The organism is Streptomyces sp. NPDC004732 (assembly GCF_040609235.1).
GTDB lineage: Bacteria > Actinomycetota > Actinomycetes > Streptomycetales > Streptomycetaceae > Streptomyces.
The window spans coordinates 137,272-153,219 of the sequence record NZ_JBEXJR010000019.1 but is presented as its reverse complement, the minus strand read 5'-3'; the positions used below and the strand labels follow the sequence as shown (position 1 = coordinate 153,219).

The following is a 15,948-nucleotide window of genomic DNA, read 5'->3' as shown; positions in this document are numbered from 1 at the left end:
TCACCCCCCAACTCCCCATACGTCACCCGGCAATCACCCGCCACCAACGCCACCGCACCCGCCGACAACCCCACCCGCCGACCGAACAGCTCGGGCACCAAGGCATCCGAGACGGGTGCCGTCGTGTCGTTCCAGCGCTGCACGATCTGCGTGCGTTCAGCGGGTGCCAGGAGGTCGATCTCGCTGAGGCGGAGGTGGGGATCGGCGGCGACCTGTTCGAGGACACGGGAGAGCCTGCCCGCCAGGGACAGGGCCGTGTCGTGGTCGAAGAGGTCGGTCGCGTAGAGGATCTCGCCGTCCAGGCCCGCCGGAGCCCCGCGCTCGTCGCGGCGCTCGACGACGGACACGGCGAGGTCGAAGCGGGCTGCGAGCTCGGGCGGCAGGGGGGCGGGGCGGACGTCGACGCCAGGGAGTTCCCAGGTGGCTTCGGGAAGGTTCTGGAGGGCGAGCATCACTTGGAACAAGGGATTGCGCGAGAGCGAGCGGGTCGGGTTGAGCTCTTCGACCAGGCGCTCGAAGGGCACGTCCTGATGCGCGTACGCCGCCAGGTCCGCGGCCCGCACCCGCTCAAGCAACTCGGCAAAGGTCGGATCCCCGCTCACATCCGCCCGCAGCACCAACGTGTTGACGAAGAACCCCGCCAACTCCTCCAACGCCGCATCCTCACGACCCGCAGTCGGCGTACCCACCGCGATGTCCTCACCCGCACCCAGCCGGGACAGCAGCAGCGCCAGCGCGGCATGCACGACCATGAACATCGTCGCCCGGCCCTGCCCCGCAACCCCCACCAGCCCGGCATGCGTCACCGCATCCGCCGCCACCGGCACCAACCGCCCCCGGAAGGAGGGCACCGCAGGACGCGCCCGGTCCACCGGCAACACCAACTCCTGCGGCAAACCCTCCAACGCATCACGCCAATAAGCGAGTTGACCACTCAGCACACTCGCCGGGTCGTCCAGCTCCCCCAGCACCTCCCGCTGCCACAACGCGAAATCCGCATACTGCACCCGCAACGCAGCCCAACCAGGACCCCGCCCCTCACACCGCGCCGCATACGCCACCTCCAGATCCCTGGCCAACACCCCCATCGACCAGCCATCCACCGCCACGTGATGCGCCACCACCGACAACACCCACTCACCCGCACCCACCACAACCAAACAGACCCGCCACGGCAGATCCGTCCGCAGGTCGAAGCCGGTAGCCAACTGCTCGGCGAGCGTGCGGTCCACGTCGGCCGCATCGGCCTGACCGGCTTGATCAGCCTGGTCGGCTCGCACCACGACCAGCGGCGGACGCCCCGCTTCGCCGTGCCTCATCTCCTGACGGGGAACGCCGTCGATGTCGGGGAGGACAGTCCGCAGGCTTTCGTGGCGGTCCGCCACATCCCCAAGGGCCGCCTCCAACGCGGCCACGTCCAACACACCCGACATCCGCAACACCAACGGCAAGTTGTACGCCGACGCAGCCCCCGGAACCGTCTCCTCCAACCGATTCAGAAACCACATCCGCTGCTGCGCAAACGACAACGGCACCACATCCGGCCGCACCCCCGCCCGCAACACCGGCCGACCACCCACACCCGAGCCCGCGCCCGCGCCCACACGCTCACCCACCCACCGCGCCAACCCCACCACCGTCGGCGATCCAAACAACTCCCCTATCCCCACCTCCACATCCAGCACCGCACGCACCCGCGCCACCAACCGCATCCCCGACAACGAATCCCCACCCAGATCGAAGAAGCCGTCCTCGATCCCGATCCACTCCAGCCCGAGAACCTCAGCGAACAGGCCGCAGAGGATCTCCTCGGTCTGCGTCCGCGGTTCGCGCCGGGTCACGCGGGCGGCGAAGTCGGGTGCCGGGAGGGATGCCCGGTCGAGCTTGCCGTTGACGGTGAGCGGCAGGGCGTCCAGGACCAGCACGGCCGCGGGCACCATGTACTCCGGCAGCACCCCGGCGGCGTACTCGCGGAGTTCCTGGGGGTCGATGTCGCCCCGTTGCGACTGCCGTGCGTCCGGGACGACGTAGGCGACCAGCATCCGATCGCTCCCGGATCCCCCGTCCTGACGGGCCACCACGACGGCCTGCCCGACCCCCTCGTGCCCGGCCAGCACCGCCTCCACCTCACCCGGCTCCACCCGGAACCCCCGCACCTTCACCTGCTCATCCGCACGGCCTGCGAACGACAGCTGCCCGTCGACCGTCCAGCGGGCCAGGTCCCCGGTCCGGTACATCCGCTCGCCGCCGCCAGCCGTGAACGGGCACGCCACGAAACGTTCCGCCGTCAGATCGGGCCGCCCCGTGTACCCCCGCGCGAGGCCCGGCCCCGCGATGTACAGCTCGCCCACGACCTTCGGCGGGACGGGGTGCAGGAACTCGTCCAGCAAGTAGAGCTGTACGTTCCCGAGCGGGCGGCCGATCGGCGGCGCCTCGTCGCCGGGCCCGATCCCGGCGTCCACGGGCCCTGCGGTGGCCATGACGGTGGCTTCGGTGGGCCCGTAGGTGTTCCACACCCGCGCCCGCGTCGTCCACCGGCTCGCGAGGTCGGCGGTCAGCAGCTCGGCGCCGAGCACCCAGTTGCGTACGCCCGGGACCGTGGCCGGGTCCAACACACCCAGCAAGGACGGCACGACGCTGGCCGTGCTCACCCCCGCCGACTCGATCATGTCAGCCAGCGCGGAGGGCTCCGCCCGCTCGTCCGCGGAAGCAATCGCCAGCGTGCCGCCACCGGAGAGCGTCACCGCCACATCCAGCACGGCCGCGTCGAAGCTGAACGACGCGAACTGCAGTGCCGTGACACCCGGCTCCGCGCCCAGCACCGGACGCATCGCCGCCGCCAGATTCGCCACACCGCCGTGCGCAACGGCCACGCCCTTGGGGCGGCCCGTCGAGCCGGACGTATAGATCACGTACGCCAGTTGGTCCGGAGACAGCCGCACGCCGAGGGAGGCATCGGACTCCGCACCCAGCGCGCACCCGACCTCCGCGTCGTCCAACAGGACCACCCGCGCCCGGCCCACGGGCACCGTCTCAAGGCTCTCCTCGACGCCCAGCACGACGGCCGATCCGCTGTCGGCGAGCACGTAGCCGAGACGGTCCGGCGGATACTCCGGGTCCAGCGGGACAAACGCACCGCCCGCCTTCCACACCGCCAGTTCCGCGACCACCATGTCGACCCCGCGCGGCAGACACAGCCCGACCCGAGCCTCAGAACCAACCCCGGCCCGCACCAGATACCGCGCCAGCCGATTCGCCCGCGCCTCCAACTCCCCGTACGACAAAGCCTCCTCACCACACCGCACCGCCACCACATCGGGCGAGCTCTGCGCATGCGCGGCGAACAGCTCAGGTATGAGCACGTCCGGGACGACGGTTGCCGTGTCGTTCCAGCGCTGGACGATCTGCGTGCGTTCGGCGGGTGCCAGGAGGTCGATCTCGCTGAGGCGGAGGTGGGGATCGGCGGCGACCTGTTCGAGGACGCGGGCGAGCCGACCCGCCAGGGACAGGGCCGTGTCGTGGTCGAAGAGGTCGGTCGCGTAGAGGATCTCGCCGTCCAGGCCTGACGGAGCCCCGCGCTCGTCGCGGCGCTCCGTCAGGGTCACCGCGAGGTCGAAGCGGGCAGCCAACGCCGTCATCGACGCGGAACTCACCTCTGCGCCCCGGAGCCGCCAGTGCGGTTCGGGCACGTGGTCCAGAGCGAGCATCACCTGGAAGAGCGGGTTGCGGGACACCGACCGCGACGGGTTGACCTCCTCGACCAGGCGCTCGAAGGGCACGTCCTGATGCGCATACGCCGCCAGGTCCGCGGCCCGCACCCGCTCAAGCAACTCGGCAAAGGTCGGGTCCCCGCTCACATCCGCCCGCAGCACCAACGTGTTGACGAAGAACCCCGCCAACTCCTCCAGCGCCGCGTCCTCACGGCCCGCAGTGGGCGTACCGACCGCGATGTCCTCACCCGCACCCAGCCGCGACAGCAGCAGAGCCAACGCGGCATGCACGACCATGAACATCGTCGCCCGGCCCTGCCCCGCAACCCCCACCAGCCCGGCATGCGTCACCGCATCCGCAGCCACCGGCACCAGACGCCCCCGGAACGACGGCACCGCAGGACGCGCCCGGTCCACCGGCAACACCAACTCCTGCGGCAAACCCTCCAAAGCGTCACGCCAATAAGCGAGTTGACCACTCAGCACACTCGCCGGGTCATCCAGCTCCCCCAGCACCTCCCGCTGCCACAACGCAAAATCCGCATACTGCACCCGCAACGCAGCCCAACCAGGACCCCGCCCCTCGCACCGCGCCGCATAAGCAACCTCCAAGTCCCTGGCCAACACCCCCATCGACCAGCCATCCACCGCCACGTGATGCGCCACCACCGACAACACCCACTCACCCGCACCCACGCCCACGCCCACCAAACAGACCCGCCACGGCAGATCCGTCCGCAGGTCGAAGCCGCGTCCCGCATGATCCGCCAGCACCTCTTCGACCTGTGGTGCGGCGCACTCCACGGTCAACAGGGGCGGTCGTCCTGCGTCGCCCTCCAGGACCTGCTGACGGGGAACGCCGTTCGCCTCGGGGAAGACCGTTCGCAGGCTTTCGTGGCGGTCCGCCACATCCCCAAGGGCCGCCTCCAACGCGGCCACGTCCAACACACCCGACATCCGCAACACCAACGGCAAGTTGTACGCCGACGCAGCCCCCGGAACCGTCTCCTCCAACCGATTCAGAAACCACATCCGCTGCTGCGCAAACGACAACGGCACCACATCCGGCCGCACCCCCGCCCGCAACACCGGCCGACCACCCACACCCGAGCCCGCGCCCGCGCCCGCGCCCGCGCCCACACGCTCACCCACCCACCGCGCCAACCCCACCACCGTCGGCGAACCGAACAACTCCCCTATCCCCACCTCCACATCCAGCACCGCACGCACCCGCGCCACCAACCGCATCCCCGACAACGAATCCCCACCCAGATCGAAGAACGACACATCGGTACCGACCCGTCCCAGGCCGAGGACCTCGCCGAAGAGTCCGCACAGCACGTCCTCCACGGGTGTGGCCGGACCGCGCACCGCCCCCGTGTTCTCGAAGTCGGGCGACGGCAGGGCGGCGCGGTCGAGCTTGCCGTTGACGGTGAGCGGCAGGGCGTCCAGAACCAGTACGGCCGTCGGCACCATGTACTCGGGCAGGCGGTCCGCCACATAGCCGCGAAGCTCGTGCGGGTCGACGCGGACGACGTCACTTCGCTGCGGCTGCCGCTCGTCCGGCACGACGTACCCGACCAGCCTCCGATCGCTGCCGGAGCCCCCGTCCTGACGGGCCACCACGACGGCCTGCCCGACGCCCTCGTGCCCGGTCAGCACCGCCTCCACCTCACCCGGCTCCACCCGGAACCCACGGACCTTCACCTGCTCATCGGCGCGCCCCACGAACAGCAGCTCGCCCTCCGCCGTCCAGCGGACGAGGTCCCCGGTCCGGTACATGCGCTGTCCGTCCCCGCCGAAGGGGCAGGCGACGAATCGTTCCGCCGTCAGGTCCCGGCGCCCCAGGTAGCCGCGGGCCAGGCCCGTCCCCGCCACGTACAGCTCCCCCACCACGCCCGCCGGGACCGGTTGCAGCGCCGCGTCGAGGACGTACACGCGCCGGTTGGCCAGCGGGCGGCCGATGGGCAGGGTCCGGCCCGACTGGTCCTCCGGGCGCAGTACGTGCCATGTGGCGCAGAGGGTGATCTCCGTAGGCCCGTAAAGATGCCGCACGGCAACCTCCGGGCACACCTCCCGCACCCGCGCCACCGCGGAAACAGGCACCACATCCCCGCCCGTCAACACCTCCCGCAGACCCGCAAAACACTCCGGAGACTCCTCCGCCAGCACCCGGAACATCCCCGCCGTCACATGCACCGCCGACACACCACCCACAACAGCAGCCCGAATCCGAACGGCATCCACCACGCCCGGCCCCGCAACCACCACCCGAGCACCCACCACCAACGGCACCCACACCTCAAACAACGACACATCAAACGCATGCGGCGCATGCATCAACACCGCATCCCCCACACCCACCGACCAACCAGAAACCCCAACCAGACCCGCCACCGCGCCATGCGGCACCGCCACACCCTTCGGCACCCCCGACGAACCCGACGTATACATCACATACGCCACATCACCCCCACCCACCACCACCCCAGGACCATCCGCATGACAAGCAGCAACAGCCGAAACCGTCTCCACGTCATCTACCACCACACGCCGCGCCTCGTGGTCCGCTGGGATCACGTCCCGGTACGCCTCGGTGCAGATCACCGCCGCCGGGTCCGAGTCGGCCACCAGGAACGCCACCCGCTCCGCCGGATACTCCACATCCACCGGCACGAACGCCGCCCCCGCCCGCCACACCGCAAGCAACGCGACGATCAAGTCGGCGGAGCGTTCCATCACCACGGCGACGCGGTCGCCCCGCTTCACTCCCCCGTCCGCGAGATGCGACGCCAGACGACCGGCCGCCCTGTCCAACTCGCTGTAGGACATGGTTCGTTCGCCGTCGACCACCGCCACCGCGTCCGCGGACCAGGCGAGGTGGCGGGCCAGCAGCTTCGGTACGGAGTCCGCGACCAGTGGGCGCGCGGTGGTGTTCCAGGTGTCCAGCACCTGGGCGCGCTCGGTCCGGTCGAGCAGGGGGACCCCTGCCACCGGCTGCGACGGGTCGGCCGTCAGGCGGTCCAGGAAGTGCAGGAAGGAGCGGTGGCTCGCGCGGAGCCAAGACCGGTCGTAGAGGGCCGAGTTGGCCTCGAAGGTGATCTCCATGGCCTGGTCCGCCGACGCGCCGCTCACCAGCACGCCGAACTCCTCGACGCGACGGCTCGACAGGTCGTGCACGACTGCCGTGGGGCCGCCGAACGACAGGGTTTCGCCTGCCCTCGGCATGACGTTCACGTACGGCCCGAAGTGCCAGCGGTCGCCCGACGGCCAGTTGAGTTCGCGGCGCAGGTGCTCTCCGCGCAGGCCCTGGTGGTCGATGAGTCCGTCGATCTCCCGGCCTGCTTCCCGTGCGAGGTCCAGCAGGCTCGCGGCCGGGGTCACGGGGAGGCGGAGCGGCAGGATGTTCGCCATCGTGCAGGGGGTCCGGCGCGCCTGGTCGCCCGTGCGTCCCGTGACGGGCAGGCTCAGGATCGCCTCGTCCGTGCCGCCGAGCCTGCCCACGAAAGCGGCGACCGCCGCGACGACGAGGCGTGGCCAGCTCACCTCGGCGCGGGCGGCCGCCGCGCGCAGGGCCGCGACGGCGCGGGGTGGCAGGTGCCCGGTCTCGCGCAGGACGCCGCCGGGCCCGGCGGGACTGCCGGTCCCCGAGGTGCTGTGGCCCGGGATGCCGGTCAGGTCCGGTCGGTCCGCGAAGCGCTCGTGCCAGTACCGGCGGTCGGCCTCGTGGCGTTCAGAGGCGCGGTGGGCGGACTCCTCGTCCAGCAGCGCGCGCAGGGGCGCGTGTTCCGCCGGGGTGAGGGGCTGTCCTGTGCGGAGTGCCGTGTAGATGTCCGCGGCCCGGCGGGCGAGCAGGGAGCAGCCGGAGGAGTCCATCAGGAGGTGGTCGTAGCGCTGGTACCAGATGTGGTGATCGGGAGCGAGGCGGAACAGGGCGTGGGCGAAGAGGTGGTGGGCGTGGGCGGCGATCTCCTGGTCGAGTTCCGCCCGCATCCACGCTTCGGCGGCCGCCTTGGGGTCGTCCTGCGCGGTGAGGTCGTGGAAATCCAGAAGCGGTGGGCTCTCCTGGTCCCGGGTTTCCTCGTACCGGGTTTTCTCGTCCCGGGTTCCCTGGGCGGGGAAGGCCATCCGTGGTGTGCCCGCGCCGTCTTCCTCGAATCGCGCGTGCAGTATTTCCGTCTCGTCCGTCAACTGCCGCAGCGTACGCTCGAATACGTCTGTTTGGACGGGCCCGAATATCTCGACGTACTGGCCGACGCTGTACAACCGGCGTGAGCCCGTCACGCGTTGTGCCAGCCAGATTCCCTCCTGGGCGTCCAGGAGAGGCAGAGTGCGAGCAGCGTTGCCGTTCATCATTCCCCCTGGCCGAGCAATTTCCCTCGGCTGTTCCGTCTTTCCGGGCCGGACCGTCTTTCGGGGCCGGATCGTCCGTCCGCGCCGTACGGCTGTCCAGGCCGTGGTGCCCGGCCGTCCAACCGCGCAGTTTTCGCACTTGGACGGAGAGACGGGCACACGCGCTCGGACGTGCCGGAAGGCAGGCACTGGAAATTGCGCGCGGCCGTGCACGGAGAATTAGATGCTAGGGCCGCGGGGGGAATGGGCGCGACCGTCCGCGGTGGGCATTACCGGGTATTTCTATTCCGGGGCGGTGCGCAGGGGGCGGGCACCGGTTTCGCGTGGTGCGGTGGCCGGTACCGCGGGTGGGTGGGGCCGTGGGGCTGTCGTCGTGCGGAGGGGGAAGCCCACTTCCACGACCAGTCCGCCCTGTGGCCGTGCGTGCGCGTTCAGGGTCGCCTCGTGGGCCGCGGCGATGGAGCGCACGATCGACAGGCCCAGGCCGTGGTGTCCGTTGTCGGCGGTCCGGCCGATGCGCTGGAACGGCTCGAAGAGGCGGCTCACTCCCGCGGGCGGGATCTGCGGGCCCGTGTTGGCGACGCGCACGAAGGCGTGGCCGCCCCGGATGCCGGTCACGACCGTGACCCACCCGTCGGGCACGTTGTACCCCATGGCGTTGTCCACGAGGTTGGCGACGAGCCGTTCGACGAGTGCGTCGTCTCCCCAGATGCAGGCGGGGGCGACGTGCGCTTCGACGCGCAGCTCCCGGCGCTCGGCCTCCTGGCGGGTTCCGAGCAGTACGTTGCCGGTCAGCTCGGCCAGGTCCAGGGGCTCCCTGCGGTCGAGGCCGCGTTCGCTGCCGGACAGGGTCAGGAGCGACTCCAGGAGGCGGGCCTGCTGTTCGCTGAGGGTCAGGAGGCGCTCGAAGTTGGAGCGGAAGGAGTCCACGGTGGCCTCGCGGTCTATCAGGGACTCCTCCAGGAGCGCGTGTTCCACGGTCAGGGGGGTGCGCAGTTCATGCGCCGCGTTGGCCACGAACCGCTTGTGGGAGTCCAGGGCCGCTTCGAGGCGGCCGAGGAGTCCGTCGACGGTGTCGGCCAGGTCCTTGAGTTCGTCGCCGGGGCCTTCGACGGCGAGCCGTTCGTGCACGTTGTGCGCGGAGATGCGCTGGACGGTGGTGGTGATGGTGCGCAGGGGGCGCAGTACCCGCCCCGCGACCAGCCAGCCGAGGCCTATGGCGATCACCGCCATGATCGCCAGGGCGATGCCCGACTGGGTCAGCAGGTGCTGCATCTCGGCGGCGTGCTGGCGTACGGCCTGCTGTTGCTGGGCGCGCGCGAAGCCGTCGACCGACCCCGGCATCTCGTCGCCCGTGTACATGTGGACGCCCGCGTCGCCGGGTGGGCCCGAGCCTCCACGGCGGCTGACGAGGACCGTGTTGGTGGGGCGGTTGACCAGCAGGTAGGTGATGGTGAGCAGGACGGCGCCGGAGATGACGAACAGCAGGCCGTAGAGCAGGGTGAGCCGCATGCGGACCCGTCGGGGCACGAGGCGGGAGACGATTCCGGCTCGGGACAGGGCGGCGCGGGCCGCGCTACGCAGACGACGCATCGGCATCTCGCTTCACATCTCACATCTCACATCGTCAGATCCGGTATCCGCCGCGGGGCACGGTCTCGATCACCGGTGGGGAACCGAGCTTCGGCCGCAGCCTGTTGATGGTCGCCTTGACCGTCGTCGTGAACGGATCGGTCGCCTCGTCCCACACCCGCTCCAGGAGCTCCTCGGCGGAGACGACGCGGCCCCGGGCGGCCAGCAGGTATTCGAGGACCGCGAACTCCTTGGGGGTGAGGGCCAGTCGCTGCCCGGCCCGGGTCACGATCCGCTGGGCGGGGTCGAGCCGCAGGTCGCCGCGGACGAGGACCGGCGGGACGGCAGGCTGGGCGCGGCGGGCCACCGCCCGGATGCGGGCGACCAGTTCGGCGTACGCGAAGGGTTTGGGGAGGTAGTCGTCGGCGCCGAGGCTGAGCCCTTCCACGCGGTCCGCGATGGTCCCGGACGCGGTGAGCATGAGGACTCTCGTGCGGGCGGGCTCCGCCATGAGGGCTCCGCAGACCTCGTCGCCGTGCACGGTGGGGAGGTCGCGGTCGAGCACCACCACGTCGTAGTCGACGACCGACGCGCGCTCCAGGGCGCCCTCTCCGTCGTAGACGACGTCGACGGCCATGCCTTCCCTGCGCAGCACTCTGGCCACGGAATCCGCCAGTTCGGCCTGGTCCTCGACCACCAGCACCCTCACAGCCCCACCCCCCGATGGATCATGGCTGACAGGATCTCCGAGCGGGGGTCACACAGTGGTCACAGCCCGCCGCCCCGGTTCAAAGACAGGCTCTCAGCGTACCGGCGGGGCGTCCGGACGGGACCGGTGCGGCGGAACGGCATCCGCGACGCGGGGTGCCGCGTCGCGGATGCCGTGGGAGGGGAGGGCTCGACTCAGCCGTGGCCGGGAGGTGGTGGGCCGCCCGGTCCTGGGCCGTGGTGGCCACCCGGTCCTGGGCCAGGGCCGCCCGGTCCCCCGGGTCCGCCGGGACCACCAGGACCACCGGGACCGGCCAGGAAGACGCCCGGTCCGCCGGGGAAGGCGCCGTGCGGGCCGCCCGGCATGGGTCCGCCGGGGCCGCCGGTCAGGACGGGTCCCGGGCCGTGCGGGCCGCCGACCGGCTCGGGAACCGGGGCGTCGCCGTTGTCGGAGGGCTGGCGGGAGAACTGCGTGCGGTACAACTCCGCGTACACGCCCTCCAGCTGCATGAGTTCCTCGTGCGTGCCGCGCTCCTGGACCCGGCCCTTGTCGATGACCAGGATCTGGTCGGCGTCCCTGATGGTGGACAGGCGGTGGGCGATCACCAGGGAGGTGCGGCCCTTCAGGGCGGTTTTCAGGGCCCGTTGGAGGGCCGCCTCGGACTCCGAGTCGAGGTGCGCGGTGGCCTCGTCGAGTACGACGATGGGCGGGGCCTTGAGCAACAGCCGGGCCATCGCGACGCGCTGCTTCTCGCCGCCGGAGAAGCGGTAGCCGCGGTCGCCGACCACGGTGTCGAAGCCGTCGGGCAGCGATTCGATCAGGTCCCAGATCTGCGCCGCCCTGCACGCGTCGATCAGTTCCTGCTCGGTGGCGTCGGGACGGGCGTAGGTGAGGTTGTCGCGGATGGTCGCGTGGAAGAGGTGCGCGTCCTGGGTGACCATGCCGACGGTTTCGTTCAGCGACTGCAGGGTGACGTCACGGATGTCGTGGCCGCCGATCCGGATGACGCCCTCGACCGGGTCGTAGAGGCGCGGCACCAGGTGGGTGATGGTGGTCTTGCCCGCGCCCGACGGGCCGACCAGGGCGGTGAGTTTGCCCGCGGGGACGGTGAAGGTCAGGTCGCGCAGGGTCCAGGTGTTCTGGACGCGCTCCTGCGTGGGCAGGGCGATGGACTCCAGGGAGGCGAGCGAGACGTCCGCGGCCTTCGGGTAGCGGAACGAGACGCCCTCGAAGGTGACCTCTGGAGCCGTGCGGCTGCCGTCGACGGCCGCTGTGGCCGAGGCGGCCGGCAGGGGCACCGCGTTCGGCTTCTCGGAGATCAGCGGCTTCAGGTCGAGGATCTCGAAGAGCCGGTCGAAGCTCACCAGGGCCGTCAGTACGCTCGTCTGGGCGCTGGAGAGCTGGTTGATCGGGCCCATCAGCCGCGTGAGCAGGGTCGCGAGCGCCACCAGGGTGCCGATCTGGAACGTGCCCTCGATGACGAGGGAGCCGCCGATGCCGTACACGAGTGCGGTGGCGATGGCGCCGACGAGTGTCATCGTCAGGAAGAGCATCTTCCCGTAGACCGAGGTCAGGACCCCCAGGTCGCGTCCCTTGCGGGCCAGCCGGGAGAACATGCCGGTCTCGTTGGCGGGGCGGCCGTACAGCTTGGCCAGCAGGGCGCCGGTGACGTTGAAGCGCTCGTTCATGAACGAGCCGACCTCGGCGTTGACCTGCATGTGCTCGCGCATGATCCGCTGCAGCCTGCGGCCCACGACGCGGCCGGGCAGGATGAAGAGCGGGATCACCACGAGGGAGACCAGGGTGACCACCCAGGAGAGGTAGAACATCGCGCCGAGGACCAGCATCAGGGTCAGCCCGGCGGAGACCACCGTGGACAGCAGTGCCGTGACCGCCTGTTGGGCGCCGACGACGTCGGTGTTGAGGCGGCTGACGAGGGACCCGGTCTGGGCGCGGGTGAAGAACGCAAGCGGCTGTCGCTGCACATGGTCGAAGATCTTGGTGCGCAGGTCGTAGATGAGCCCCTCGCTGACCCGGCCGGAGTACCAGGCCTCGGCGAAGCCGAAGACGGTGCTCACCAGGGCGAGGACGGCGACCGCCACGGAGATCCACACGACCACCGAGGTGTCCTTGGCGACGATGCCGTCGTCGATGAGGTACTTGAACAGAATGGGAGTGGCCACCACGTTGCATGCGTTCAGCACGGTGACGACCAGGAGAACGCCTATGTTGAAGCGATACGGTTTCGTATAGGGGAGGATTCGCTTGGCCGTGCCAGGCTTGATTTTCTGCTTGGTCACCGCCTCGTCGGGACCCATCCCCCGCATCAGTACCGGCCCCGGGCCGCCGATCATGGCCACGAAAACCTCCTGTTTTCGTTGTCGTTTCGGTCGGGCAGTGCCTAGCCGGCGGCTTCGAACTTCTCCATCTCATCGATGAGACTCTTGGGACGCATGTCCGTCCAGTTCTCCTCGATGTAGTCCAGGCAGGCCTTGCGCGTGTCTTCTCCGAACACGGCCTTCCACCCTTCAGGGACTTCGGCGAAGGCGGGCCACAGCGAATGCTGGTTCTCGTCGTTGACGAGAACCAGGAAGGTGCCGTTTTCGTCGTCGAACGGGTTCGGCATAACCACTCCGATCAATTTCCGTCGGCAGTCGGCAGGACGTGTTTCACGCTAGCCGTGCGGTTCAGCGGCCGACAAGTCCGTCCAGAAATCGTGCCGTTCACCCGGGAATTCGAAGGGGTCGTCCCGCGAAGAATCCGGTGATCGCGGAATTCACCGCGGTGGGCCTCTCCAGATATCCGTAGTGGCCGCATCCCGGGATCTCCGTGTAGAGGGAGCCCGGAATGCTCTCCGCGACCTCGCGGGACAGGTGCGGGCGGATGACGAGGTCGTCCTGGAATCCGATGACCAGACAGCGGCTGGTGATGCCCCGGTACGCGGTCAGGCGGTCGGGGACGAGCTGGAGCCCGAGCTGGCCGCGTACGCCCGTGACGTCCACGGCCGACATCTCGAAGACGGCCAGCCAGTCCCGCAGGCGCTCCTCGTCGTTGAGGGTGCGCGGGGAGAGGTTCTGCAGGGCCTGTACGTAGGCGGCGAAGCGGGGCGGGAGTTTGCCTCCGGCGTCGCTGAGTTCCAGGTCGGCGGCGGTCATCGCGGCGGTCAGGGCGTCGGTGCGGCCGCTCGTCGCCATCAGGACGGCCTGGTGGACGAGGTCGGGGCGGGCGAGCAGGAGTTCCTGGACCGCTATCGCACCGAGCGAGTAGCCCACGACCCTGCACGCCCCTTCCCCCAGGTGCTCGATGAGCCCCGCGAGGTCCGCGACCATGTCGGCGAGCGTGAACCCTTCGGGGCACGGATCGCTGGGCGGGATGCCCCGGTTGTCGAGGGTGATCACGCGGTAGCCCGCGACGGTGAGGGCGGGTACCTGGTGGGTCCGCCACATGCGGCCGGGGGCACCGGTGCCTGTGACCATGACGACCGGCTCGCCGGTGCCGTACTCGTCGTAGCCGAGGCGGGTCCCGTTGATCCGGGCGATCGGCATCGAGGCGTCCCCTCACCCTCGCGGTGTCGCGGCGAACCGGCCGACCTTGTCGATGACGTCCTGGCCGTAGATGCGGAGGGCCTGTTGGAGCGCGAACTCCGCCATGTACGCCCGGAACGCGTCGGGCGGCTCCTCCGCGAGGTTCAGCATCCGCCGGTTGGCGAGCACCGCGTCGCCGTCGAGCCGCGCCAGGCTCGCCTCGACGGCGGCGTCCATCTCCTCGGGCTCCACGACCTCGTCGACGAGCAGCCGCGCGTCGGGCTCGGCCGCCCTGATCCTGCGGCCCTCCAGGATGACCTGGCGGGCGAGGCGCGGCCCCACGTACCGGCCGAACCGGAAGTTGGCGACGCCGGGGATGATCCCCTCCTTCGCCGCGGGGAGGCTGAGGTAGGCGTCCGACGCGGCGAGCACGTGGTCGCAGACCAGCAGGATCTGGGTGCCGCCCCCGATGGCGAACCCGTCGACGGCGGCGACCCACGGCTTCTCCACGAAGGGTGAGTGCCACTGCCCGGGGTGGTCGGTCCGGATGCCGCGCACGAGCTTCTGGAGGTAGCCGAGCTCGCGGCGCAGCAGGAAGCCGACCAGTGGGATGTCTCCGGAGCTGAGGCTCTTGAGGTTGATGCCCGCGCTGAACACGCGTCGCCCGCGATGGCGCGGATGGCTCATCTCCCCGCCGCGCACCAGCCCGACCCGGACGGCCGGGTCGAGCAGCGCGAGGTCGACGGCGGTCTCCATGTCGTCGACCTGACGGACGTCCTCGGCGTTCAGCCGGTCGTCCCGGCACATGGTCAGACGTGCCACCCCGTCCTCGCCCCGCTCGACGCGCACCGACTCCATCTGCACCGCGCCGGTACGAATGAACTCGTCCAGGAGCCCCAGGGCGCGGGGAGTGGGCCGGAGCATGGCGTCGAGCAGGTGCGGTCCCGCGGCCGCCGAACGGAGCACCGCCCGCAGGAAGATGCCCTGGTCGATCTCGTGTCCTTCCTTGGCCGCCTGCGGTTTGCTCCGCTCGGCCGCGAGCAGGCCCGCGTCGGGCACCAGGCCCGGGAACTCGACGGCGGCGGCGGCCAGGAGCGCGTCGATGCGCGGCGACTCGGCGCGGCCCGCGGTCAGCCGGTCGTACACGGCGTCCGCGGACGCGTCGAGGAAGGCGGCCCGCAGCGCGCGCGCCGCGTCCTTCGCCTCGGCGATCGCGGCGCGCTGCTCGGGAGTGCGCGAAGGCGGCTCCGGCAGTGCGGCCACCAGTTCCTCGACGCGGGCCGGGGCGCCGGACGACGTGACGAGATCGGACCAGAGGTCCCGTACGGAGACGCGCCGGGGCTCGGTCGTGTGCCGCTGCCCCGGCAGGACCGCCGTCATAAGGCCGCCACCTCCGGGCCCGCGCCCTGCCGCAGGGCGCGGTCGCAGGCCGCGAGGTGCGCACCGAGCGCGTCCTCGAAGCCGGTGGTCGCGGCCTCGAACATCAACTGCCGCCGGATCGCGACCTCTTTGCCGGACACCCCGCCGCCGAGCTCGGACACGGCCGCCACCGCGGCCGCGGGATCGTCCGTCAGCTCGTCCACGATGCCGAGCGCCAGTGCCTCGGCGGCCTCGACCGGTCGCCCGAACAGGAGCGCCTTGCGAATCCGGGCGACACCGGCGAGCCGGACCAGGCGGTAACCCGCCATGCCGGGCCAGGTCGCCGTCGCGTCGCGCGGGAGCAGCAGCCGGGTGTCCGGGGCCGCGACGCGGACGTCGGCGGCCAGGAAGGCTTCGAGGGCGGTTCCGCCGCAGTCGCCACGGGCCACCGCGACCGTCGCCACGGGCAGCCGCTCCAGGCGGCGCAGCGCCCGCTCCCACTTGGTGACCAGCATGATGTCGAGGCCTTCGGCCCAGTCGCCGTCCGGCGCTCCGGTGACGTGGACGGCCACTACGGGGCGGCCTCCCCTGTCCTCGGTCCGGTCGCAGAGGGCGGCGACCGCCTTGACGGCCGTGGCCGACAGCGGCTCGGAGCCGTCAAGCTCCAGTGCGTACAGAGGTCCCGGTTCCATGATCCCTTCCGTCCTCACCATCGATCCGT

Annotated in this window: 8 protein-coding genes; all 8 read right to left on the bottom strand. The window is 70.7% G+C overall.

All coding sequences use genetic code 11. The features are described from left to right. On the bottom strand, positions 1–8,063 hold an 8,063-nt coding region (locus ABZV77_RS38705), incomplete at its 3' end, for an amino acid adenylation domain-containing protein (protein ID WP_356267391.1). A 282-nt stretch (positions 8,064–8,345) separates the two neighbouring features. After that, entirely contained in the window at positions 8,346–9,656 is a 1,311-nt protein-coding gene (locus ABZV77_RS38700) for a HAMP domain-containing sensor histidine kinase (protein WP_356267389.1), read from the bottom strand. A gap of 34 nt (positions 9,657–9,690) precedes the next feature. Next, complete coding sequence (locus tag ABZV77_RS38695; RefSeq protein ID WP_356267387.1) at positions 9,691–10,344, bottom strand: response regulator transcription factor; 654 nt, start codon at positions 10,342–10,344, stop codon at positions 9,691–9,693. 194 nt (positions 10,345–10,538) lie between these two features. Further along, entirely contained in the window at positions 10,539–12,698 is a 2,160-nt protein-coding gene (locus tag ABZV77_RS38690; protein ID WP_356267403.1) for an ABC transporter ATP-binding protein, read from the bottom strand. Positions 12,699–12,745: 47 nt separating this feature from the next. Continuing rightward, complete coding sequence (locus ABZV77_RS38685; RefSeq protein ID WP_356267385.1) at positions 12,746–12,970, bottom strand: MbtH family protein; 225 nt, start codon at positions 12,968–12,970, stop codon at positions 12,746–12,748. Positions 12,971–13,067: 97 nt separating this feature from the next. After that, positions 13,068–13,889 carry an alpha/beta hydrolase gene (locus tag ABZV77_RS38680; RefSeq protein WP_356267383.1) on the bottom strand — a complete coding sequence of 274 codons (822 nt, stop codon included), beginning with the start codon at positions 13,887–13,889 and terminating at the stop codon, positions 13,068–13,070. Between the two features lie 12 nt (positions 13,890–13,901). Beyond that, complete coding sequence (dpgC, locus tag ABZV77_RS38675) at positions 13,902–15,248, bottom strand: (3,5-dihydroxyphenyl)acetyl-CoA 1,2-dioxygenase DpgC (RefSeq protein ID WP_356267381.1); 1,347 nt, start codon at positions 15,246–15,248, stop codon at positions 13,902–13,904. After that, the gene (gene dpgB / locus ABZV77_RS38670) at positions 15,245–15,919 is read right to left on the bottom strand and encodes an enoyl-CoA-hydratase DpgB (RefSeq protein WP_356267380.1); all 675 of its coding nucleotides are present in this window, start codon (positions 15,917–15,919) and stop codon (positions 15,245–15,247) included. Before dpgB ends, dpgC begins: the two co-directional genes overlap by 4 nt. Positions 15,920–15,948: the final 29 nt, after the last annotated feature.

Coding starts and splice junctions, on each gene's coding strand:
- dpgB (WP_356267380.1), bottom strand. CDS start 15,919: ATGGAACCGGGACCTCTGTACGCACTGGAGCTTGACGGCTCCGAGCCG.
- ABZV77_RS38680 (WP_356267383.1), bottom strand. CDS start 13,889: ATGCCGATCGCCCGGATCAACGGGACCCGCCTCGGCTACGACGAGTAC.
- ABZV77_RS38700 (WP_356267389.1), bottom strand. CDS start 9,656: ATGCGTCGTCTGCGTAGCGCGGCCCGCGCCGCCCTGTCCCGAGCCGGA.
- ABZV77_RS38690 (WP_356267403.1), bottom strand. CDS start 12,698: ATGATCGGCGGCCCGGGGCCGGTACTGATGCGGGGGATGGGTCCCGAC.
- ABZV77_RS38685 (WP_356267385.1), bottom strand. CDS start 12,970: ATGCCGAACCCGTTCGACGACGAAAACGGCACCTTCCTGGTTCTCGTC.
- dpgC (WP_356267381.1), bottom strand. CDS start 15,248: ATGACGGCGGTCCTGCCGGGGCAGCGGCACACGACCGAGCCCCGGCGC.